A 23548-nucleotide genomic window follows, 5' to 3' on the forward strand; every position below is an offset into this window, starting at 1 on the left:
CTGTCTGGCGTAATAATTAAGATAAACGCCCATGCCGTCAGGTTTCTATTCCACTATTCTAGGCGAGAACACGCAGCGAAGAGTTAAGTGGTAATAAGATTGTGACAATTATTAATAAGTTTTTCATTATTTTTCCTTTTATTTTTGCTCAGTTAACTTTTTCGACTGTGGCAACGGCTAAAGACGTTCCTCCTCTTAAAGCCTGGGTCAAAACTATCCACAACGATATGATTGACACCTGGGAAGCGCCCGAGCATTACGATCTTTATGTGCCTGCCATTACCTGGCATGCCCGCTTTGCTTACGATAAAGAGAAGACCGATCGTTATAATGAGCGTCCGTGGGGGGGCGGGGTTTGGCCAGTCACGCTGGGACGACAAAGGTAACTGGCATGGCCTTTACGCGATGGCATTCAAAGACTCCTACAATAAATGGGAGCCCATAGCGGGCTATGGCTGGGAGAAAACCTGGCGTCCGCTGGCCGATGATAATTTCCATCTGGGGCTCGGTTTTACCGCAGCCGTGACGGCGCGCGATAACTGGAACTATATCCCCGTTCCGCTGGTCCTGCCGCTGGCGTCCGTGGGGTACGGCCCGGCCACTTTCCAGATGACCTATATCCCGGGCACCTATAACAACGGTAACGTCTACTTCGCCTGGATGCGCTTCCAGTTTTAACTGAAAAAACTTTACGTACTGGTGATTTAATAGTCACTTCTTGGAAGGTAAAGGATAAAAATTGGGGGCAAAAAATTAACGCGACTTTTGTCACTTTTCTTCAAAAAGGCGCTGGACAAAACCGCTCACAATTGTTGTACTGATACCCGACACAGCATTTGTGTCCAATTTTCATGTAAAGGTAATTTTGATGTCTAAGATTAAAGGTAACGTTAAGTGGTTTAATGAATCCAAAGGATTCGGTTTCATTACTCCGGAAGATGGCAGCAAAGACGTGTTCGTACACTTCTCTGCAATCCAGAGCAATGGTTTCAAAACCCTGGCTGAAGGTCAGCGCGTTGAGTTTGAAATCACTAACGGTGCCAAAGGCCCTTCTGCTGCTAACGTCATCGCTCTGTAATTCAGACGAGACCAGCAAGAATTTCAAAACCCGCTCCCTGAGCGGGTTTTTTTCGTTCTGGCTCAGCTGAACAAGTAGAGTCTCAAAAAGCTGGCCAGGATCGCCACGCTCAGTACGACCATCCCCGCATTTGTTATTTTCTCTTTCATTGCGTCACCCTCAGTGTCTGTGGTGACAGGTTGCCTGAGAAAAATTAAGCCAACATTAAGGTCCGCGTCTTTTAGTGAGCATTAACCGCAGAAATTAACCAAAATGCGAGCGCGGTCATCATTAACGAACCCAGCAGGTTAACCGCAATGTTCAGCAGCGCCCAGGCCGCGCGGCCATCTTGCAGCAGAAACACCACCTCTGCCGAGAACGTCGAAAAGGTGGTCAGCCCGCCGCAGAAGCCGGTGGTGATCAACAATTTCCATACCGGATCGATGTGGGTCATTCGGTTGAACCACGCCAGACCCAGCCCAATGATAAAAGCACCGATCAGGTTGGCCGTGAGTGTACCGAACGGGATCTGCTGATGCAGAGGGTTAAACCGCATGCTCAACAGCCAGCGAGCCACGCTTCCTGTGCCCCCACCGATAAAAACGGCTAAAAGAAGTTGAAACACGAACAATACCTGCTATTTGATGTGTAAGGACTTTGAGTGTAACGCCGTTTGCGGCAAGGGGAAAATATGTATGTTGCGGTTGGACAATTTGCAGTAACGGCAAACTGGCAAAAAAATGCCGAAACCTGCGCTTCGCTGATGGCGCAGGCGGCAGCGCAGGGGGCATCCCTGCTGGTGCTGCCCGAAGCACTGCTGGCCCGCGATGATAACGATCCCGATCTGTCCGTGAAGTCGGCCCAGCCGCTGGACGGCGGCTTTTTGACGATGCTGCGGGCGGAGAGTGCCCACAATCAGATGACTACCGTGCTGACCGTGCATATCCCGTCAACTGCGGGCAGGGCGATAAACACCCTGGTGGTACTGCGAGGTGGCAGGATCGTTGAGCAGTACGCCAAGCTGCATCTTTACGATGCGTTCAGTATCCGGGAATCCAGGCTGGTGGATGCGGGCACGATGGTGCCGCCGCTGATCGAGATCGACGGTATCCGTCTGGGGTTGATGACCTGCTACGATTTGCGCTTCCCGGAGATGGCGTTGAATCTGGCGCTGGCGGGGGCAGAAGTGTTGGTCCTGCCTGCGGCGTGGGTCAGAGGGCCGCTCAAGGAGCACCACTGGTCAACGCTGCTGGCCGCCCGGGCGCTGGATACTACCTGCTATGTGGTGGCAGCAGGGGAATGCGGCAACAAGAATATCGGTCAGAGCCGTATTATCGACCCCCTCGGCGTGACCATCGCGGCCGCGGCTGAGGGGCCAGCGCTGCTGTTTGCTGAGATTAGCCGGGAGCGCGTTACCCTGGCGCGTCAACAGCTGCCGGTCCTGCGCAACCGACGCTTCGCCCCTCCGCAATTATTGTGACGTTTTTTAAACAACGCTTGATTCACCTTGTTACAGATTGCTATTGTGTGCGGGCGTCAAATGACCGTTAATAACGTCGGGTTTTTAAGGCGCGAAACGCAGCCTGTTTACGTCAAGAAGGTATCTATGGGTGAGATTAGTATTACCAAACTGCTGGTGGTAGCCGCACTGGTTGTCCTGCTGTTTGGTACCAAGAAATTACGTACGCTGGGCGGAGACCTGGGTGCTGCTATCAAAGGCTTCAAGAAGGCGATGAACGACGATGACGCCACGGCGAAGAAAACTGCCGATGCGGATATCACTGCTGAGAAACTCTCCCACAAAGAGTAACGGCCACGCCTCATGGCTTGCGATAGAAAAAAAACCGGCTTATGCCGGTTTTTTTATGGGTGAAATGTAAACCTTTGTGACGGGTTTACTTCACTTCTTCGCCTTTCGCCTGCATATCGGCGTGGTAGGAAGAACGAACGAATGGGCCGCAGGCAGCATGGGTGAAGCCCATCGCCATCGCTTCGGCTTTCATCTCTTCAAACTCTTCCGGGCTCACGTAGCGCTGCACCGGCAGGTGGTGACGGCTCGGCTGCAGATACTGGCCCAGCGTCAGCATGGTAACGCCGTGACGACGCAGATCGCGCATCACTTCGATGATCTCTTCGTTGGTTTCACCCAGACCGACCATCAGACCGGATTTGGTTGGGATCTCCGGATGCGCTTCTTTAAAACGCTCCAGCAACTTCAGCGACCAGTTGTAATCGGCACCCGGACGCACCTGACGATAGAGGCGCGGTACGTTTTCCAGGTTGTGGTTAAACACGTCTGGCGGGGTGGCGTTAAGGATCTCGAGCGCACGGTCCATACGGCCACGGAAGTCGGGTACCAGCGTTTCGATTTTGATATTCGGGCTTTTTTCGCGGATAGCCGTGATGCAGTCGGCAAAGTGCTGTGCCCCACCGTCGCGCAGATCGTCGCGGTCAACGGAGGTGATAACCACGTAGCGCAGCGCCATATCAGCGATTGTCTGACCCAGTTTCTGCGGTTCATTGGCGTCAGGAGCAACAGGGCGACCGTGGGCAACGTCACAGAACGGGCAGCGGCGGGTACAAATCGCGCCGAGGATCATGAAGGTCGCGGTGCCGTGGTTAAAACATTCAGCAAGGTTCGGGCAGGAGGCCTCTTCACAAACGGAGTGAAGGCCGTTTTTGCGCATCGCCGCTTTGATTCCCTGAATACGCGAGGAGTCCGCCGGAAGTTTGATTTTCATCCATGCCGGTTTTCTTAACAGCGCTTCGCGCTCCGTAGCCACGTTTTTAACCGGGATTAGGGCCATTTTATCGGCATCGCGGTATTTAACACCACGTTCCATCACAATGGGTTTACTCATAGCGTGCGTCTTCCAGTTGCGAAAATCGAAGGAAAGCGTTTCAATTCAAGGGAATGTTGTATTTATCAACTATTTTTGAACGAACGACAGGCAGTATATCATTGATACGGACGATAAAGCAGCCTGCCCGGTCGCCAAATTGTAAAATAGTTGTTGTTTAGTGCCTTTTGTGTGGGTCAGCACGGCTTTGCGGGTCATGGCCTCTGTTCAGAAGGCCTGGCGGATGACGTTAATCAGATTTTCAAGCACCGGGTCGCGCAGGCTCAGCTTGTTGTAATACAGCGAGATTTCAACACATTCGGCGTTGAGGGGGGCGAAGGGGATCTGCTCCAGCGGCCAGCAGTGGCGTACCAGGTTAAACAGCCGCTCCGGGATGATACCAATCAGATCGCTGTTGCCAATCAGCGCGGCAATCGTAAAGAGATTGTAACTGCTAAAGTTCACCTGCTTTTCAGGGAAAATGTCGTTAATACGTTGCCGCAGCCCATTCAGGTTTTGCCCTTCCAGCATCAGCAGCGTTTGCTCGTACTGCTGCAGATTGTCCACAGTGGGTGCCTGACTCAGTGCCGGATGGTGTTTACGGCAGATCAGCAGCAGTCTGTCAGCGAACAGCACGTTGTGGCTCAAAGCACGGGCATTCAGGGAGTTGCTGTCGACGATCAGGTCGGTCTGGAACTGGCCTAACTGCGTCTCGGCATCATTGACCGAAATATTACGCAGCATCAGGTGCGGCGCATGCGTCTTCACGGCCTGGTAGATCTGCGGCAAAACCAGCGCGCCTACGGTCGGGGTGGTGCCAATGGTGATGGTGCGTTGCTTATCGTAACTGCCGGTTAAATCCAGCGCCCCGAGAATCGACTCCAGCCCCTGGCTGATGTATTCGTGCAGATGCGTGGCGTAAGCGGTGGGGGTCACGCCCTGGCCTTTACGAATAAACAACGGGTCGGGAAAAATTGTCCGTAATTTTTGAATGGATTGACTTATTGCCGAGGGAGTGAGATTGAGGATTTTCGCAGCATTAACGATGCCTTTGTGGACATACACCGCCTCAAAAATGGTCAACAGATTGAGGTCAATATTGCGTAAAGTCCGAAAAATTTGTGGTTTAGCTTCACTATCTGGATCGCTCAAGCGCTTTTCTGGTGAATTATTATTATCCACGCTATTCCTCCCTCTTTATTCACAATATAAATAATAGTTGAATTTAAATAATGTGCTTATTGTTATGGTCAAACTGTTTTTGCGAATAAACATTTTAAGCTAAATCATTGCGTTGTCTAATCTTTGCGCAGGCGCAATCCGTGCCAGTCGGTGGGCCATGCCGGAGCAGAAAAGAGGTAAATGCTTATACACAGGCGCGTTGCGGGCTTTTTGAAAATATAGAAACTACGGATTGTTGTAAAGCGTAAAAGCCCTGAAATAAGAATGGCTCACCAAATAATGAGCCAAACGGGAGAGGTAATTAAGCAGTAATATATTTATGGGGTGGATTGTTTAGCAGGGCTAAAAAAGCATTAATCAGATGAGGCCGCGCAATTTCTGGGGTAATGGTCTCGACCCACTGACGCATTTGCGCCATTTCCATCCCGGCATAACCGCAAGGATTGATGCGCTGGAAAGGCGAAAGATCCATATTGATATTTAATGCCAGGCCGTGGAAAGAACACCCTTTACGAATACGCAGACCGAGTGAACATATTTTCATTTCGCCGACATAGACGCCAGGCGCATCCGCGCGCGGGTGCGCTTCAATATCAAATTCTGCCAGCGTATTGACCACCGTCTGTTCAAGCAGCGTCACCAGTTCGCGTACGCCGAGCTTCCTGCGCTTCAGGTTAAGCAGGACATACATCACCTGCTGACCCGGTCCGTGGTAAGTGATCTGCCCGCCACGATCGCTCTGGATAACCGGAATATCGCCAGGCATCAGCAGATGCTCTGCTTTACCGGCCTGACCCTGGGTAAACACCGGGGAATGCTCTACCAGCCAGATCTCATCCAGCGTGTTCTCGTCGCGCGTGTCAGTGAATTCATGCATAGCCTGGGAGACAGGTTCATAGGGCTGCAGCCCAAGCTGGCGGACGAGAATAGTATCCTGATACAAAACGATATCTCCGAACGAAGGGACAAACTGTAGCGGGGAGTATATCACAGAGGGGAAACAGGTTACCCGGCGATGCGGGTAACCGAAAGGCGTTACAGCACCATACGTACGATATCGATATTGCCGAGCTCTTCGTACAGCGTCTCGACTTGTTCAATATGCGTTGCCGTGATGGTGATAGACACGGAGTGGTAGTTGCCTTTGCTGCTTGGTTTCACCGTCGGAGAGTAGTCGCCTGGCGCATGGCGCTGGACCACTTCAACCACCTGATCAACCAGCTCAGGCAACGCCTGTCCCATTACTTTGTAAGTAAAAGGAGTAGGGAATTCAAGCAGTTCATTAAGTTTGGTTTTCATGGGAGCTCCGGCAGTACGTCAAAAAAAGAATAACTCCCACGTCGGGTGGGAGTTATCAGGTTACATAGTATATGGGGATGGAAATCACACTTTCAAGTGTTCAATTCTTAACCAAACCAGTGATGGAACATCAGTTTAATGTAATCAATGATTTTGCCGAAGAAATTGCCTTCCGGGATTTCGTCCAGCACCACCAGTGGGCGCTGATCGATGGTTTTGCCATCGAGCTGGAAGTTGATGGTGCCTACGACCTGGTTTTTCTTCAGCGGGGCGTGCAGCTCGCTGGCGGTCAGCACATAGCTGGCCTTCAGATCTTTCATGCGGCCGCGTGGGATAGTCAGGTAGAGATCTTTATCAACGCCCAGAGAGGCGCGATCGTTATCACCGAACCATACCGGCTCAGAGGCGAACTCTTTGCCCGCTTTCAGTGGGTTCACGGTTTCGAAGAAGCGGAAGCCCCAGGTCAGCAGTTTTTTGCTTTCGGTTTCACGCCCTTTGAAGGTACGACCGCCCATCACCGCAGAGATCAGACGCATCTGGCCTTCGGTGGCAGAGGCTACCAGGTTGTAGCCGGCTTTGTCGGTGTGACCGGTTTTGATGCCGTCAACGTTCAGGCTGTTATCCCACAGCAGGCCGTTACGGTTGGTCTGACGAATACCGTTAAAGGTAAACTCTTTCTCTTTATAGATGGTGTATTCGTTCGGCACGTCACGGATCAGCGCCTGGCCGATCAGGGCCATATCGCGCGCGGAGCTGTACTGACCGTCAGCATCCAGGCCGTGAACGGTCTGGAAATGGCTGTTTTTCAGACCCAGCGCGGTAACGTAGCTGTTCATCAGGCCGACAAAGGCGTCCTGGCTGCCAGCGGCAAAGTCTGCCATCGCCACGCAGGCGTCGTTACCGGACTGCAGGTTGATACCACGGATCAGCTGGGAAACGGGAACCTGCATGCCGGGTTTCAGGAACATCAGAGATGAGCCCTTGAACACCGGGTTGCCGGTGGCCCACGCATCGTTACCGATGGTCACCAGGTCGGTTTCTTTGAATTTACCTGCTTTCATGGCCTGACCGATGACGTAGCTGGTCATCATTTTAGTCAGACTGGCCGGGTCGCGTCGTGCATCAGCGTTCTGTTCAGCCAACACTTTGCCGGAGTTGTAATCGATCAGGATGTAGGATTCCGCGTCGATCTGCGGAACGCCAGGGATCATGGTCTTGATATTCAGGTCATCGGCGTGAGCAACGGAGAGCGTTGCTGCGCAAAGCGCCGTAGTGAGCGCCATGCGCTGCATAAAACGAGCGGAGAAAGTGGTCTTCATGGTCAGAACAACGACATCCGTGATGGAATTAAAAAAAAGTGCCTTACTATAGCAAATGCTATACAGGCAGGCATCCGACTTTCAGCATGAGAGTGTGAATCAACATGACAAAAAATGACAATTCGGATACCGCTGATTAATCATTTTGCAACAGCGATAAATGACTGTAACTGCGCTTCATTCTGCAAACGTTGCTGCAAAGCAGCCGCTTCAGATTTGCTGGCAAACGGGCCTAGCTGAATACGCCATACCGCGCCATTTTGCTCAACACGACCCGGCACGCCAAACTGCTGGCCGAGGCGCTGCTGATACTGCTGAGCACGAGCCTGGTCGCTGACCGCGCCAACCTGAACGACGTAGCCGCCGGTCTGGGCTGGTGCAGAAACGGGTGCCGTGACCTGGGCCTGAGTCGGTGCTGTGACAGGAGCCGTGACCGGTGCCGTCTGGTTCACCGGCGCGGTGACCACCGGCTGAGGTGCAGGCGGTTCGCTACCTTCCAGCACGCCAGGAGCGAGGGTGGTCGGCGCGCCAAGGAAGCCGCTGCTGCTGACCGGCGCGCCCATGCTGTCTTCGCTTTTCAGCGTGTCGTTACTGATGGGATGCACGTCACCCTGCGGCGCAGGTTCGGAAACGGACGATGCACTACCCATACCGCTGCTCAGATCGGGACGCGCGGGCAGGGCATAGGTCTGTTTCGCCACGGTGGTACAGGCCATACCCGGGCCGGAGAGTGACCCGTCCTGCGCGACTATAATCGGGTCGATGCGCACCTTGGTGTTATTCGACGTATTCAGGCGGTCGGCCGCAGCACGCGAGAGCGAAATCGCACGATCGTTGCCGTAAGGGCCACGATCGTTGATACGCACCACGATCATCCGGCCATTCGCCAGGTTGGTGATACGCGCATAGCTCGGGATCGGCAGAGTCGGGTGCGCAGCGGTGAGCTGCATCGGGTCGAACGCTTCGCCGCTGGCGGTCAGGTTGCTTCCCGGCTCGGCATCATAAATAGCCGCCAGACCAGCCTGACTGAATCGGGAAGGATCCTGAACGATTTTGTAGCTTTTACCGTCGCGTTCATAGTCCTGATTGGCGGTGGCGCTCAGCGGTTCAAAACGCGGATCGGCTCCGCTGATCTCAACCACCGGACCGTTACAAACTGCCGGCTGCGCCGGTGCGACGGTCGCTTGCTGCTGACCATCGTCACTTGTACAGGCTGCCAGTAAACTCACTGCGATGCAGATCCCAGACCACTGCTTACGCATTGCGTGCCCCTTATACGCTTTTTGACAACATTTTTCTGTGTGTATGGATCGACATCACGATCCCGAACCCGGCCATCAGAACAATCAGGGCCGAGCCTCCGTAACTCACCAGCGGAAGCGGTACGCCTACCACCGGCAGAATACCGCTCACCATACCAATATTTACGAAAACATAAACGAATAAAATCAACATCAAGCCACCGGCCATCACGCGGCCAAAGGTGGTTTGCGCCCGGGCGGCTATCCACAATCCGCGCATGATGAGCAGCAGGTACAGCGCCAGCAGGATCAATATCCCGACCAGGCCTAACTCTTCTGCCAGAACCGCGAAGATAAAGTCGGTGTGGCGTTCGGGCAGAAACTCAAGCTGCGACTGGGTACCGTGCAGCCAGCCCTTACCGCGCAGGCCGCCAGAACCGATCGCAATCTTCGACTGTATAATATGATAGCCTGCCCCGAGCGGGTCGCTCTCCGGATCGAGCAACATCATCACGCGCTGGCGCTGATAATCGTGCATCAGGAAGAACCACAGGATCGGGATAAAGGCGGCAACCAGCACCACCGCAATGCCGATAAGCCGCCAGCTCAGCCCGGAGAGGAACAGCACGAACAGGCCGGAAAGGGCGATCAGAATCGAGGTGCCGAGGTCCGGCTGGGCGGCTACCAGCAGCGTCGGCAGGAAGATCAGCACCAGTGCGATAGCGGTGTTTTTCAACGACGGCGGGCAAACGTCACGGTTAATGAAGCGTGCCACCATCAGGGGGACTGCGATTTTCGCTATCTCTGAGGGCTGAAAACGCACAATACCGAGGTCGAGCCAGCGCTGCGCGCCTTTCGAGATGGCGCCAAAGGCATCCACCGCCACCAGCAGAATAATACAGAAAATATAGAGATAGGGCGCCCAGCCCTCGTAGACCCGCGGAGGGATCTGCGCCATGACCACCATGATGACCAGACCCATAGTGATCTGGCCAATCTTGCGTTCCGTCATGCCGAGATCCTGGCCGCTGGCGCTCCAGATGACTAACGCACTGTAGACCAGCAGGGCCAGCAGGATCAGCAGCATGGCGGGGTCGATGTGGATCTTGTCCCACAGCGATTTTTTATTCGGATTATCCGTCACGATTATTGGTCCTCCGCGCCGGCGGCAGCCGGGCTTTCACTCGGCAGTTCAGTGTTGTTGTCACCCAGCATGATGTGGTCAAGGATCTGGCGCATGATGGTACCGACCGCCGGGCCTGCACCGCCGTTTTCCAGAATAATCGACACGGCGACCTGCGGGTTATCGTATGGAGCAAACGCAATCATCAGCTTGTGGTCACGCAGACGCTCAGCAATTTTATGCGCGTTATAGGTTTCGTTCGCTTTCAGGCCAAACACCTGAGCGGTACCGGATTTCGCCGCGATTTTATAAGGGGCGCCGGCAAAATACTTGTGCGCCGTACCGTTCGCGCGGTTGGCTACACCGTACATCCCGTCTTTGGCAATTTCCCAGTAACCGGAGTGGATATCACCCACCGGCGGCTCATGCGGCTGCGACCACGGCACTTTTTTTGCCGTCTTCGACGGTGCTCATCAGCAGGTGCGGCACTTTCACCACCCCGTCGTTGATGAGGATCATCAGCGCTTTGTTCATCTGGATCGGGGTGGCGGTCCAGTAGCCCTGGCCGATGCCCACCGGAATGGTGTCACCCTGGTACCAGGGTTTTTTAAAGCGTTTCAGCTTCCATTCGCGGGTTGGCATGTTACCGGAGCGCTCTTCTGACAGGTCGATACCGGTGTAATGACCATAGCCAAATTTGCCCATCCATTCTGACAGACGGTCGATGCCCATGTCGTAGGCGACCTGGTAGAAGAAGGTATCTGCCGACTCCTCCAGCGATTTAGTGACGTTCAGATGACCGTGGCCCCATTTCTTCCAGTCGCGGTAGCGTTTTTCCGAGCCGGGCAACTGCCACCAGCCCGGATCGAAGAGGCCGGTATTGCGGGTGATCACCCCGGCGCTCAGCGCGGAGACCGCCACATAAGGTTTCACCGTCGAGGCAGGCGGATAGACCCCCCTGAGTCGCGCGGTTAACCAGCGGCGTGTTCGGGTCGTTGAGCAGGCCAGAATAGTCCTTGCTGGAGATGCCATCGACGAACAGGTTCGGGTCATAGCTTGGGGTCGAGACCAGCGCCAGAATGCTGCCGCTGCGCGGGTCGCTCACAATGACCGCCGCACGGCTGCCTGCCAGCAGGGTTTCAACATACTGCTGCAGTTTGAGATCCAGGGTCAGATAGATGTCATGCCCGGCCTGAGGCGGCACCTCTTTCAGCTGGCGGATCACCCGGCCACGGTTGTTGACTTCAACCTCTTCGTAACCGGTCTGGCCGTGGAGCATATCTTCGTAATAGCGCTCAATGCCCAGCTTGCCAATATCATGCGTTGCGGCGTAGTTGGCGAGCTTGCCGTCTTTATCCAGCCTGTCGACGTCTTTATCGTTGATTTTCGAGACATAGCCGATGACGTGCGTCAGGGCAGAGCCGTACGGGTAGAAGCGGCGTTTGTAGCCTTTGACTTCTACACCGGGGAAGCGGTACTGGTTCACGGCGAAACGGGCGACCTGCACCTCGGTGAGGTTGGTTTTTACCGGGATCGACGTAAAGCGATGCGAGCGGGAGCGCTCTTTTTTTGAAGGCGGCAATATCGTCATCATTCAGATCGACCACGCTGCGCAGCGCTTCAAGCGTATCCTGCACGTTATCGACCTTCTCGGGCATCATTTCAATCTGGTAGATCGTGCGGTTCAGCGCCAGTGGCGTACCGTTGCGATCGTAGATAATGCCGCGGCTTGGGGCGATGGGGACGAGTTTGATGCGGTTTTCGTTGGAGCGGGTCTGGTAATCGGTAAAACGGACAATCTGCAGATTATAGAGGTTAGCGATCAGCACGCCAGTCAGCAGCAAAATCCCCAAAAAGGCGACCAGCGCCCGGCGCACAAACAGCGCGGACTCAGCCGTATAGTCGCGAAAAGAATTCTGTAGTTTCATCCGCTGCTTAATTTATCCAGGACGTCATCATTACTCACGGTGATAAGGATGGTTAGTCGTGATGCTCCACGCGCGATAGAGACTTTCAGCAACCAACACCCGAACCAGCGGGTGGGGCAGCGTCAGCGCGGAGAGAGACCAACTCTGTTCTGCTGCCGCTTTGCAGGCGGGAGATAACCCTTCCGGACCGCCAATTAACAGGCTGACGTCGCGACCGTCCTGCTTCCAGCGCTCCAGTTCATGCGCCAGCTGCGGTGTATCCCAGGGTTTGCCCGGAATATCGAGCGTGACGATGCGGTTTTTGCCTGCGGCAGCCAGCATCAGTTCACCCTCTTTGTCGAGAATGCGTTTGATATCTGCGTTTTTGCCGCGTTTGCCGGCGGGGATCTCCACCAGCTCAAACGGCATGTCTTTCGGAAAACGACGCAGATATTCAGTAAACCCCGTTTGTACCCAGTCGGGCATTTTTGTGCCGACGGCTACCAGTTGCAGCTTCACGCATTAACCCCAGAGTTTTTCCAGCTCATACAGGCGACGGCTCTCTTCCTGCATGACATGGACAATCACATCGCCAAGGTCAACGACGACCCAGTCAGCGGTCGCTTCGCCTTCTACGCCCAGCGGCAGCATACCGGCAGCGCGGGATTCCTGAACCACATGGTCAGCGATGGACGCAACGTGGCGAGTGGAGGTACCGGTGCAGATAATCATGCAATCGGTGATGCTTGATTTGCCCTGAACGTCGATGGCAATGATGTCCTGACCTTTCAGGTCATCAATTTTGTCGATAACAAAATCCTGGAGTGCTTTACCCTGCAAGTTTTCCCCCCTGGGAAAGTGAGATTGAATAACTGTAAATTCGTAGCCAGACAGTATACCTGAACTGGCCGCAGTGTCGGGACAAATGTCACCGGACGGGCCTGCGAAGGCGGGTATCATCCCACCCTATGCCGGAGATTGCATCGCCATTTTTGTAAAACAGTTTTTGTAAAACAGTGCTGGCGGGAAGTCTGGCAGCGGAGGATATCAGCCTGGACGGGGGTGTCAATGGCGAGAGCGCGAATGGCGCGCTTTTTCTCCCGCCGTCCAGTCAGTTGCTGCTTTTCTGATACAGACCCTGCTGCTGAATGTAACGCAGCACCGCAGCCGGTAACATCTCATCACAGGGGAGCCCCTGCTGCAGACGCTGGCGGATCAGCGTGGCCGAAATATCAAACCACGGCGTTTCTGCCAGGTAAATTTTACCGGCCGGCAGAGTATGCAGATCTTCAACCTGATAGGTCAGATGCTGCTCCAGCCACTGCTGATGCTGCTCCTCTTTCATCGTCAGGGAATAGCCCGGGCGACGGCAAACGATCAGATGGCTGTTATCGAGGATCGTCTGATACTGATACCAGCTTGGAAAGTTAAGCAGCGAGTCCTGACCGATGATAAACGCCAGCGGCGTTTCCGGCCCCTGCTCGGTGCGCCACACCTGCAGCGTTTCGGCGGTATAAGACGGGGTGTCCCGGCGCAGCTCGCGTTCATCAAGGTGAAACAGGGGCTTATCGGCAATAGCCAGCTCCAGCATCTCTTTGCGCTGGGCAGGGCTTGCCTCGGGCTGCGGGCGGTGCGGCGGCACGTTGTTCGGCATAATAGTGACGCGCTGCAGGCCAATCTGGTTCGCCAGAATTTCGACCGGTTTCAGGTGCCCGTAGTGTATCGGGTCAAAGGTGCCGCCAAACAGGGCCTGGAGAGAGCGCATCTCTTACCCTTCTATAAAGATATCGGCCAGCGCTTTGTGGCACAGCAACAGGGAAAGGCTTTCCAGCTCGGACCAGATCGACTGGCCGTAATCCTGCTTCAGGGTCAGCTCTGTACGCGTCAGCAGCTGAACGGCCTGGCGCAGCTGTTCCGCGCTCAGGCGGTTCAGGGCCTCGGTAGTCATGCCGCGACGGTTCTGCCAGACCCGGTGTTTATCAAACAGCGCGCGCAGGGGCGTGTGCGCTGACTGACGTTTCAGGGTCAGCAGCAGCAGCAGTTCCCGCTGTAAGGTGCGCAGCAGGATCACCGGCTCACTGCCTTCGAGACGCAGCTGTTGCAGGATATGCAGGGCGCGCTTGCTCTTCGCCGAGAGCAGGGCGTCAACCCAGTGGAAAGGGGTAAAGTGGGCGGCATCGTTAACCGCCTGCTCGACGCGCGGCAGGGTCAGTTTGCCATCCGGCCAGAGCAGCGACAGCCGCTCAAGGGCCTGGGCAAGGGCCAGCAGGTTGCCTTCGTAGCAGTAGCAGAGCAGCTGGTTCGCCGCGTCATCGAGCTGAAGATTGTTCTGCTTCGCCCGGGCCGCCACCCATTTCGGCAGATGCGCCTGCTCCGGCGTCTGGCAGGTCACCAGCACCGAATGGTTTGCCAGCGCGGTAAACCAGGCGGCATTCTCCTGGGCTTTAGTCAGTTTGTTGCCGCGAACAATCAGCAGAAGATCGCCGTGCAGCAGACTCACCAGCGTGGCCAGCTGTTCGTTGATGACCGCATTGGGGCCGTTTTCCGGGAGCTGAATAAGCAGGGTTTGCCGGGCGGCAAACAGGCTCATCGCCTGGCAAAGAGAGAAAATCTCCTGCCAGTCGGTGCTGTTATCCAGAGTGAAACTGTGGTGCTCGTCAAAGCCCTGGGTTGCCGCAAGCTGACGTACGGCGTCCTGGCTTTCCTGGAGCAGCAGCGGATCGTTTCCGAGAAGCAGATACGCCGCGCGCAGCCCTTCATTGAGCTGCGCGCGGAGTTGTTCAGGGTACAACCGGAGCATTACTGACCCAGCGTCGTAGTGACGCGAGGTGAGGATGTCGCTGGCTGAGCGGTAATTTCAGCTTTACGGTCATTCTCTTTTTCAGCGGTATGGACGCTCGGCAGCTTACGGATCAGCTGCTCCGCCGCCTTGTCATACATTTCGTTGACGATAATGGTCTGCTCAGCATCTTTCGCCAGCGCAGTCTGCGGGTTATCGAAGAACGAACGGTAGACCTTGGTGCTGATAGGGTAAATATCGCTACCCGGGATCAGTACCGCAGCGTGAACTTCCATCACCATCTGGTATTCCGCAGTACGACCATCCTGGAAGATGGAGGCGGTATCCTGGCTCAGGGTATAGCTTAATACGCGGAATGACGGAATATCCTGGCGCAGCGTTCCTTTTTCGATCAGGTCAACGCCGTTAAGGCGCAGCTGGTTACGGATAGAACGGCTCAGCGGACCATTTGGATCGCCCGAATCGAAAATCATGGTTTTCATCTGTTCCGGCACCTGTGTAGTGTTACGCAAGTGCCAGCCACAGCCGGCGGTGACTAACACCGCCAGCGATAACAGTAATGTTGCCAGTTGTCGCACGCTTCCTCCCGCGCTTAGCCAACGACCAGGTTCAGCAGTTTACCGGGCACGTAGATCACTTTACGTACGGTAACGCCATCGAGATACTTCGCCACCAGATGTTCCTGGCCAGCACGCTCGCGGACCTGCTCTTCGGTTGCATCAACCGGAACAGTGATTTTACCGCGAACTTTGCCGTTGACCTGCACGACGACCAGCGTGGTGTTTTCCACCATTGCGGATTCATCCGCCACCGGCCACGGTGCATTGTCGATATCGCCTTCGCCTTTCAGCTCCTGCCACAGGGTAAAGCTGGCATGAGGGGTGAACGGGTTCAGCATACGGACAACCGCCAGCAGCGCTTCACGCATCAAGGCACGATCCTGCTCGCCTTCCTGCGGGGCTTTCGCCAGCTTGTTCATCAATTCCATAATAGCCGCAATTGCGGTATTGAAGGTCTGACGGCGACCAATATCATCGGTCACTTTAGCAATAGTTTTATGAACATCACGACGCAGCGCCTGCTGATCTTCCGTCAGTGCCGCGGTATCCAGTGCCGGTGCTTCGCCCTGAGAAGTGTGCTCGTAAACCAGTTTCCAGACACGTTTCAGGAAGCGGTTAGCCCCTTCAACGCCGGACTCCTGCCACTCAAGGGTCATGTCTGCCGGGGAGGCAAACATCATGAACAGACGCACGGTATCGGCACCGTAACGCTCAACCATTACCTGCGGGTCAATGCCGTTGTTTTTGGACTTCGACATTTTGCTCATGCCGGTATAGACCAGCTCGTGGCCCGCGGCATCTTTCGCTTTAACGATGCGGCCTTTCTCGTCGCGCTCAACGATGGCATCAACCGGGGAGACCCAGTTACGCTCGCCGTTCACACCGACGTAGTAGAAGGCATCCGCCAGCACCATGCCCTGACACAGCAGCTGTTTTGCTGGCTCGTCAGAGTTCACCAGGCCCGCGTCGCGCATCAGCTTGTGGAAGAAGCGGAAGTAGAGCAGGTGCATGATGGCGTGTTCGATCCCGCCGATATAGATATCCACCGGCAGCCAGTAGTTTGCCGCATCGGAATCCAGCATGCCTTCCTGATACTGCGGGCAGGTATAGCGCGCGTAGTACCAGGAGGACTCCATAAAGGTGTCGAAGGTGTCGGTTTCACGCAGCGCAGGCATGCCGTTCACGGTGGTCTTCGCCCACTCTGGATCGGCTTTGATTGGGCTGGTGATACCGTCCATGACCACGTCTTCCGGCAGGATCACCGGGAGCTGATCTTCTGGCGTAGGCAGGACGGTGCCATCTTCCAGGGTGACCATCGGGATTGGCGCGCCCCAGTAACGCTGACGGGAAACACCCCAGTCGCGCAGACGGTAGTTAACTTTACGCTCACCAACGCCCAGTTCTGCCAGCTTGTCAGCAATGGCGTTGAAGCCCTCTTCGAAGCTCAGGCCGCTGAACTCACCGGAGTTGAACAGGGTGCCTTTCTCAGTCAGCGCCTGTTCGGAGAGATCCGGCTCAGTGCCGTCGGCCGCGAGGATAACCGGCTTGATTGCGAGGTTGTATTTGGTAGCAAATTCGTAGTCGCGCTGATCGTGACCCGGAACGGCCATCACTGCGCCCGTACCGTACTCCATCAGCACGAAGTTGGCTGCCCAGACCGGAATCGCTTCGCCGGTCAGCGGGTGCGTGGCGTAGAAACCGGTGGCAACGCCTTTCTTCTCCATCGTGGCCATGTCGGCTTCGGCCACTTTGGTGTTGCGGCATTCGTCGATGAAGGCAGCCAGTTCCGGATTGTTCTCTGCCGCTTTCTGCGCCAGCGGGTGACCTGCGGCCACGGCCAGGTAGGTTGCACCCATGAAGGTGTCCGGACGGGTGGTGTAAACGGTCAGTTTCTGATCGTAGTTCTCAACGTTGAAGGTGATTTCCACCCCTTCAGAACGGCCGATCCAGTTGCGCTGCATGGTTTTCACGGTATCGGGCCAGTGGTCCAGATTATCCAGATCGTTCAGCAGTTCGTCAGCGTAAGCGGTGATTTTGATAAACCACTGCGGGATCTCTTTACGCTCAACCTTGGTGTCGCAGCGCCAGCAGCAGCCGTCGATAACCTGTTCGTTTGCCAGAACGGTCTGATCGTTCGGGCACCAGTTAACGGCGGAGGTTTTCTTGTAGACCAGCCCTTTTTTGTAGAGCTCGGTGAAGAACTTCTGCTCCCAGCGGTAGTATTCCGGGGTGCAGGTCGCCAGCTCGCGGCTCCAGTCATAGCCAAAGCCCAGCATCTTGAGCTGGTTTTTCATGTAGGCGATGTTGTCGTAGGTCCATGGCGCCGGTGCGGTGTTGTTTTTTACCGCAGCACCTTCCGCAGGCAGACCAAACGCATCCCAGCCGATCGGCTGCAGAACGTTTTTACCCAGCATGCGCTGATAGCGGGCGATCACATCACCAATGGTGTAGTTACGCACGTGGCCCATGTGTAGTCGGCCAGAAGGATAGGGAAGCATCGACAGGCAGTAATACTTCTCTTTGCTCTCGTCTTCGGTGACTTCAAAAGTGCGCTTCTCGTCCCAGTGTTGCTGGACTTTAGATTCTATCTCTTCCGGGCGGTATTGCTCTTGCATGGCAGCCAGTGGTCCTGTGTTCAATACAGCTACAAACGTAGCCAATGGATGTGGTAATTCAGATCCGCATATCATAGCCCAAACGCCCGCGTCAAAACAGCCTTTACCTCAAAAGCGCCTTGCAGGAATTTACGCAGAGTGTGGATGACCTGACAAAGCGGGGCGCAAATAAGGTCTATCATTAGAGAGAGTTACTTACCCGGGAGGCAAATGATGAACAAGGTTGCTCAATTTTACCGTGAACTGGTCGCCACATTAACTGAACGTCTGCGTAATGGTGAGCGTGATATCGATGCGCTCGTCGAGCAGGCGCGCCTGAGGGTGACGCAGACGGGTGAGTTAACACGTACCGAAGTGGAAGAGGTGACCCGTGCGGTGCGCCGCGATCTGGAAGAGTTCGCCCGCAGCTATGAAGAGAGCCAGGATGAGGTCGCTGACAGCGTCTTCATGCGGGTGATCAAAGAGAGTCTGTGGCAGGAGCTGGCGGATATCACCGATAAAACGCAGCTGGAGTGGCGCGAGGTGTTCCAGGATCTCAACCATCACGGGGTGTATCACAGTGGAGAGGTGGTCGGACTCGGCAACCTGGTCTGTGAAAATTGTCACTTCCACCTTGCGGTCTATACCCCTGATCTGCTGCCCGTTTGTCCGAAATGTGGGCACGATCAGTTCCAGCGTCGGCCGTTTGAGCCATAAAAAAGCTGGCGGTACGTGTGATTAAACGTACCGCCAGTTGTACTTACTCTACTGTATTGATCTCAAATTTCTTGAAGGTCATTTTTCCGCCGATATCCTGTGCATACTCCTGTGAGGAGTTTACGACGATTTTATCGGCAGAAAGTGTGCCTTTGCCACAAGAGAACAGACCCAGGAATCCACAGCTGCTGCCTCCGTTGATGACTTTTTTACCCGTCATGGTTAAGGTGCCTCCTGACTGGATGCTGCCGCGGTTAGTCACAGTGCTCTGGTTGTTTGTTGTAATGGTTAAATGCGAGGTCGAGTTAATTTTACCTTCGTTGGTAAAGCCTGTTTGAGACTGAATGTTGCCTGACGCTGCATTAATTGTGCCCTGATTTTTGGTCTGGTTGTTTGCGATTGTCAGCGCAGAGGTATTGATAGCACCCAGGTTGCTGAGGGAGTCGCTTGCTGCGGTTAAGCCCTTTGTGGCTGTGATCGTGCCATACAGCGACTGGGTAATCGCACCGCGGGTATTAAGAATGGTATTGCCGCCGTAAATTTTACCGGTATTCGCAATGTCGCCATTGTTCAGGGCGCCGCTCTTAACGGATTGAACCATCAATGTATCGCTTCCGGATAAAGTGCCGCCGGTGGAAAACTTGCTGCCGCCAAAGGTGATGTAGGTGCTGCGGGCCTCAATAGCGCCAGCGCTTTCAACATTATCAAGGGCGCTAATACTGAGCGCATTATCAGACCTCAGGATGGAGCCATGCTTGGTTTTCAGGGTTCCGTTCGTATTAATAATCAGCGTATTAGCGGCATTAAGTGTCCCACTATTTTGAATAACACCTGAAGCATTAATAATCATTTGGTTATTGTTTTTAATGTTGCCGTAGTTGAAAACAGCCTTCTGGCTGTTAATTAGGGCAATATTATTGGTGTTAATTGTGCCACTGTTGTACACGTCACCAGCGCTGGATAATTGCGTCACTAAACCGCCGTTGATGGTACCCACATTCATTAGCGTACCATTGCTGGCCATACTGAGATTGTTCGTTGAGGTGATGTTACCGTTGTTACGCACCCCAAAACCCAGGTTATTTCCTACCATAGTGATGCTATTAGCTTTAATACCGCCGAGCCTTTTGATGTCAATGCTATATGTTGGCAGCAGGCTTTGCATAAGGTTGGCGCTTTTACCCGCCGAGGTCATTGCGCCGGTTGTGTTATCATATGTGAAATTTCCGCCTGCAAGCAGCGCATTCCCGGCATTGATCGTCCCGCTTAAGGTAATGGCATCAGCCATCAGCATCGCGTAGCTGTTAGGTGCTTCCATACCGAAGCTGTCGACGGTAATTCCCCCGCCCGTGACGGTATATTTACTGATGGCCCCTTGCTCGCTCAGGGTTACATTACCCGTAGTCAGAATGGCTTTGTTGGTATTAACAAAGCTACAGCCTGAACAGGTAATACCGTTCGGGTTTACAACCACTACGTCAGCGCGTGGCCCATTCACTTCAAGAAATCCATTGAGGACGCTTGCTTTATTTGACGTCACTTCATTAAGGATCACGCTTGCACTGCCCGCAGTCAGATTACTGTTTTTAGCAATGGCGCCGTGCACTTCATGATTAGTATCTGTGCCGCTGTTATTAAAAATAACGCCTTTTTCACTGACGTTGAACTGAGTGTAAACGTTGTGCGAGACACCGGCTGCGTTTGGCCTTTCAATATCAATAACGTTGGTGCCCGACTTAAGGGTATGAGATGCCGGAGCCGCCCAGGTCACAGTCGAGGTTAAAGCAGATACAAGCGCAACACAGGTGAGTTTGAATTTAAACATTTAATTTTCCCTTTAAATAAGAAATTCATCATAAAAATGAAAGCGAAGTTAATATTAAGATGCGCTTGTTAATACCTCCATTGTAATGAAAAACCGAGATTGAACTTATCCGTCATGAAATTACCTGGCTTAACCAATGGGCTACCCATGAAGAGATCGTATTGTGTTGCCAGGATTTTTCCCCGAAGGCCACTCACTGCACCCGAGAGGGTATTGCCCGAATAATATTTCTCTTTTCCAATGACTTTACCCATATCCAGGCCGACATAAAGTTGCTGGTCCGGTAAAGACAAATCCCATATAAAATCATTTCGCCAATACCATCCCTGGTTACCAGAAAGCGATCTTTCCCCATCAAAGCCGCGGACCGACCACCGGCTACCGATGTTGAATTTATTATCTGAAGATAATTCATCCGGGCTCAGCTGGACTTTAATTGCGGGCGCCCAGGCAAACTTATCCCCCGTCATGCGGAATTTCATTAGCGATTGCGCATCAATGTTGAAGACTCTCGCGTGGTGGCTATACATCCTGGCTTTCTCTTCAGGCGTGGGCGTTGAGCTCAGCCATGCCAGTCTGTTTTGTAAACCAAGACTGACATCCACAATTTTTTTGTCAAAATAGTGCTGATGCTGCAAAGAAATTCGCCAGCCTGGGTTTTGCTTACGCATGATGCTTAATTCACTGTCACCAAAAAAATAGTGCGACGTGCTTTTAAATATTGTGCTTTCAAGCGTGGTCTTCTGGGTTTGAGTATGTGAAAGCAGTCGGGATAGCGATGCGCTGTAGTAACGGTTTTTGCTCACATAATCCGTGGTGGACCATCTTCCCTTAAGCTGTTGTAAATAGTGGCTGTAAGCGGCATACACACTTACCGACCAGTAACCAAAGGGCACAGAATAATATAGGCTCTTATTTTTATTGCCATTATCATGCTGGTTGTACTCAACGTCTCCCCCCTCTCGCAACGTACAGAACATCGTTTAGTGAGGTGGGGTTATAGAGATAAAGGGCTCCGCCTCCCTGGTAGCGCCCGCTGGTACGGCTACCTGCGTCATCGAGCCTGGCACCTATCTGCCAGCGATCTTTAGCTTTACGGGTTAGGATCAGGTCGCTCTCGTTAATCTCCCGACCCGGCATAATTTGCATGTGCGCGCTGCTACCTGGCGTACGCTGCAGATTGGCCATCCCTTGTTCCAGATCCGGCACGACGAGGATCTCGCCCTCCCGTGTTGGAAAGGCGTTCCATAAACGGGTTTTATCGTTTTCCTGCTGGTCATCCCAGGCGATATGGCCAATCTTTCCATAGCTTAACGTCAGCGATAATGTACCGTCTTCCAGCGATTGCGTGGGAACGTCGATTAATGACGTCACGTATCCCCGCACAATTAATTCATTTTGCAATGTTTGCGCTAATAATTTAATACTGGCGACACCCATACAGCGATTTTTAGCCTGGTTAATTATTTTTCCTAATAATTTTTTAGTTAAATTATTATTTTCAGATTCGATGTTAATGTGCTGAATATATTTGCACTGTTTTTCATGGGGGAAGTTTATTATTTCACGAGCGGAGGGGGCGATACTGGATTTATAATCTTGATCCCGAGGGGATAACGCCTCTTTACGCGCTTTATCCTGCTCAGACTGATAGATGCTGGCATGAACAATTTCCGCCTGTGCGAAAATACTGCAAGCGAAGTAAATAAATGAGCTAAAAGTAATAATGGTGATTTTTTTCAGCATGAAGCAATATCCGTTTGTTTCATAATCAAGGCTGGTAGAAAAGTACAACAGGAAATCCTTTCCTATGTATTACATTGACACCGAAGCACTACAGTAACGTATTCAGGTTAACAATGAAGTTAATTTTGCATTAAGAAAGAGTTAACATTCGAAAGTTGCGGTTTGTTTATCACGAGACAGGCTGCGTTGTAATAATAAGGGTGGTAGAGTAACGAAAAACCGCACGCCCACGAAGTGACTTTTTCTCATTTTTTATATGAAATGATATCTGAACTGAGTGTTTCTGAATATGAGGAAGGGCGCGGTCATGAGTAGCGATGTGATTTAAGGTGAATTAGCGCCTGAGCAGGCAGCGAAGACGCTAATTCTGACGATTAATAGAAGGCTAATCGTTCGGCTAACAGCTCAACAAAGGCCTCACGGTTTATATCTGTCATTACGGTAGCGTTAGGGGTATGACCGGTCAGGAAATAATAATCCACTACCGTCATTCCCTGGGTATATTTCCCCTGAGTTTCAACGCCTACCCAGCGCTCCACCGTGGTGAAGATCTCCGGTTTCAGTAGCCAGGCGATGGTGCAGGGATCGTGCAACGGCGCGCCCTGGAAGCCCCACTTCTCGGTTTTGTGATACTCCATAAAGAAGTCGAGCAGCTCGGCGACCGAGGTGGCCACCGGGTTACCGATCCGACGAAAACGCTCAATATCTTCCGCCATAATTTGCGCCTTATGCGTGACGTCCAGGCCGGCCATCACTACCGGAATACCGGACTGGAAGACGACTTCGGCCGCTTCAGGATCGACAAAGATGTTGAATTCAGCGGCGGGCGTCCAGTTACCCAGCCCCATGGCACCGCCCATGATCACTATCCGGGCGATTTTAGCATGCAGCTCAGGGTGGCTGTTCAGCAGCAGGGCGACGTTGGTTTGCGGGCCGGTAGCGACCAGAGTTACCGGATCCGGGCTTTCGCGCAGCACCTTTGCCATCAGCTCTACGGCAGTGCAACCCTGCGGGGCAAAGCCCGGCTCGGGGAGGGCAGGGCCATCAAGACCGCTTTCCCCGTGGACGTTATCGGCAATAATCAGGTCGCGCATCAGGGGCTTAATCGCTCCTCCGGCAACCGGAATATCGCTGCGCTTCAACAGGGTTAGCATCCGCAGCACGTTGCGCAGGGTTTTATCCGGGGTCTGGTTCCCGGCAGAAGAGGTTACCGCCTTAAGTTCCAGTTCGGGTGAGGCAAGAGCCAGGACGAGTGCGATCGCGTCATCATGACCCGGGTCGCAATCGAGGATGATGGGTAGTGCCATAGAATTCTCCATTTCTCAGTGTTGTTTTGTG

The 23548-nt window shown here is 53.6% G+C and carries 20 protein-coding genes and 3 pseudogenes; 5 read left to right on the plus strand and 18 right to left on the minus strand.

All coding sequences use genetic code 11. The features are described from left to right. Positions 1-110: 110 nt before the first annotated feature. Both pagP and cspE read left to right on the plus strand, forming a co-directional pair. A pseudogene (gene pagP / locus AAHB66_RS06010) lies at positions 111-678 on the plus strand (lipid IV(A) palmitoyltransferase PagP). 190 nt (positions 679-868) lie between these two features. Next, entirely contained in the window at positions 869-1078 is a 210-nt protein-coding gene (gene cspE, locus AAHB66_RS06015) for a transcription antiterminator/RNA stability regulator CspE (RefSeq protein WP_002439184.1), read from the plus strand. Positions 1079-1298: 220 nt separating this feature from the next. Here the strand turns inward: cspE and crcB are convergent, their stop codons facing one another. Then, entirely contained in the window at positions 1299-1682 is a 384-nt protein-coding gene (gene crcB / locus AAHB66_RS06020) for a fluoride efflux transporter CrcB (RefSeq protein WP_347115535.1), read from the minus strand. A gap of 66 nt (positions 1683-1748) precedes the next feature. Here crcB and AAHB66_RS06025 point away from each other — a divergent pair, with 66 nt between their 5' ends. Then, the gene (locus tag AAHB66_RS06025; protein WP_347115536.1) at positions 1749-2537 is read left to right on the plus strand and encodes a deaminated glutathione amidase; all 789 of its coding nucleotides are present in this window, start codon (positions 1749-1751) and stop codon (positions 2535-2537) included. Positions 2538-2663: 126 nt separating this feature from the next. After that, positions 2664-2867 (plus strand): twin-arginine translocase subunit TatE, encoded by a 204-nt coding sequence (gene tatE / locus AAHB66_RS06030; RefSeq protein WP_347115537.1) that lies wholly within the window; start codon positions 2664-2666, stop codon positions 2865-2867. 85 nt (positions 2868-2952) lie between these two features. On the opposite strand, the gene lipA is transcribed toward tatE, so the two are convergent. From lipA to leuS, 14 genes and pseudogenes are all read right to left on the minus strand, one after another. Further along, positions 2953-3918 (minus strand): lipoyl synthase, encoded by a 966-nt coding sequence (lipA, locus tag AAHB66_RS06035; RefSeq protein WP_347115538.1) that lies wholly within the window; start codon positions 3916-3918, stop codon positions 2953-2955. Between the two features lie 207 nt (positions 3919-4125). Next, complete coding sequence (locus AAHB66_RS06040; RefSeq protein ID WP_347115539.1) at positions 4126-5079, minus strand: YbeF family transcriptional regulator; 954 nt, start codon at positions 5077-5079, stop codon at positions 4126-4128. A gap of 301 nt (positions 5080-5380) precedes the next feature. Beyond that, entirely contained in the window at positions 5381-6022 is a 642-nt protein-coding gene (gene lipB / locus AAHB66_RS06045; RefSeq protein WP_347115540.1) for a lipoyl(octanoyl) transferase LipB, read from the minus strand. Between the two features lie 92 nt (positions 6023-6114). Further along, positions 6115-6378 (minus strand): DUF493 family protein YbeD, encoded by a 264-nt coding sequence (ybeD, locus tag AAHB66_RS06050; protein ID WP_003022706.1) that lies wholly within the window; start codon positions 6376-6378, stop codon positions 6115-6117. Positions 6379-6485: 107 nt separating this feature from the next. Then, complete coding sequence (dacA, locus tag AAHB66_RS06055) at positions 6486-7697, minus strand: D-alanyl-D-alanine carboxypeptidase DacA (protein WP_347115541.1); 1212 nt, start codon at positions 7695-7697, stop codon at positions 6486-6488. Between the two features lie 140 nt (positions 7698-7837). Further along, the gene (gene rlpA / locus AAHB66_RS06060; RefSeq protein WP_347115542.1) at positions 7838-8959 is read right to left on the minus strand and encodes an endolytic peptidoglycan transglycosylase RlpA; all 1122 of its coding nucleotides are present in this window, start codon (positions 8957-8959) and stop codon (positions 7838-7840) included. A gap of 10 nt (positions 8960-8969) precedes the next feature. Then, entirely contained in the window at positions 8970-10082 is a 1113-nt protein-coding gene (gene mrdB, locus AAHB66_RS06065) for a peptidoglycan glycosyltransferase MrdB (RefSeq protein WP_039031364.1), read from the minus strand. 2 nt (positions 10083-10084) lie between these two features. Beyond that, positions 10085-11989, minus strand: a pseudogene (gene mrdA, locus AAHB66_RS06070) (peptidoglycan DD-transpeptidase MrdA). Between the two features lie 30 nt (positions 11990-12019). Further along, positions 12020-12487 carry a 23S rRNA (pseudouridine(1915)-N(3))-methyltransferase RlmH gene (gene rlmH / locus AAHB66_RS06075; RefSeq protein WP_003858701.1) on the minus strand — a complete coding sequence of 156 codons (468 nt, stop codon included), beginning with the start codon at positions 12485-12487 and terminating at the stop codon, positions 12020-12022. Between the two features lie 3 nt (positions 12488-12490). Then, positions 12491-12808 (minus strand): ribosome silencing factor, encoded by a 318-nt coding sequence (gene rsfS / locus AAHB66_RS06080; protein ID WP_032617029.1) that lies wholly within the window; start codon positions 12806-12808, stop codon positions 12491-12493. A gap of 271 nt (positions 12809-13079) precedes the next feature. Continuing rightward, on the minus strand, positions 13080-13733 hold the full coding sequence (nadD, locus tag AAHB66_RS06085) for a nicotinate-nucleotide adenylyltransferase (RefSeq protein ID WP_347115543.1): 654 nt from the start codon (positions 13731-13733) through the stop codon (positions 13080-13082). A 3-nt stretch (positions 13734-13736) separates the two neighbouring features. Beyond that, complete coding sequence (holA, locus tag AAHB66_RS06090) at positions 13737-14768, minus strand: DNA polymerase III subunit delta (RefSeq protein WP_347115544.1); 1032 nt, start codon at positions 14766-14768, stop codon at positions 13737-13739. Then, positions 14768-15346, minus strand: coding sequence for an LPS assembly lipoprotein LptE (lptE, locus tag AAHB66_RS06095; RefSeq protein ID WP_347115545.1), 579 nt, complete (start codon positions 15344-15346; stop codon positions 14768-14770). Before lptE ends, holA begins: the two co-directional genes overlap by 1 nt. A 14-nt stretch (positions 15347-15360) precedes the next feature. Continuing rightward, positions 15361-17943: a leucine--tRNA ligase gene (leuS, locus tag AAHB66_RS06100; RefSeq protein WP_347115546.1), complete on the minus strand. Its 2583-nt coding sequence runs from the start codon at positions 17941-17943 to the stop codon at positions 15361-15363. 213 nt (positions 17944-18156) lie between these two features. Between leuS and AAHB66_RS06105 the strand changes: the two genes are divergently transcribed. Continuing rightward, a complete protein-coding gene (locus tag AAHB66_RS06105; protein ID WP_337016048.1) occupies positions 18157-18639 on the plus strand; it encodes a zinc ribbon-containing protein in 483 nt (160 codons plus the stop codon). Positions 18640-18682: 43 nt separating this feature from the next. Here the strand turns inward: AAHB66_RS06105 and AAHB66_RS06110 are convergent, their stop codons facing one another. The 3 genes and pseudogenes from AAHB66_RS06110 to rihA form a co-directional block, all read right to left on the minus strand. Beyond that, complete coding sequence (locus tag AAHB66_RS06110; RefSeq protein ID WP_347115547.1) at positions 18683-20464, minus strand: filamentous hemagglutinin N-terminal domain-containing protein; 1782 nt, start codon at positions 20462-20464, stop codon at positions 18683-18685. A gap of 68 nt (positions 20465-20532) precedes the next feature. Then, positions 20533-22210, minus strand: a pseudogene (locus tag AAHB66_RS06115) (ShlB/FhaC/HecB family hemolysin secretion/activation protein). 374 nt (positions 22211-22584) lie between these two features. Next, positions 22585-23517, minus strand: coding sequence for a pyrimidine-specific ribonucleoside hydrolase RihA (gene rihA / locus AAHB66_RS06120; protein ID WP_347115548.1), 933 nt, complete (start codon positions 23515-23517; stop codon positions 22585-22587). Positions 23518-23548 lie beyond the last annotated feature (31 nt).

This window comes from Leclercia sp. S52 (assembly GCF_039727615.1).
GTDB lineage: Bacteria > Pseudomonadota > Gammaproteobacteria > Enterobacterales > Enterobacteriaceae > Enterobacter > Enterobacter adecarboxylatus_B.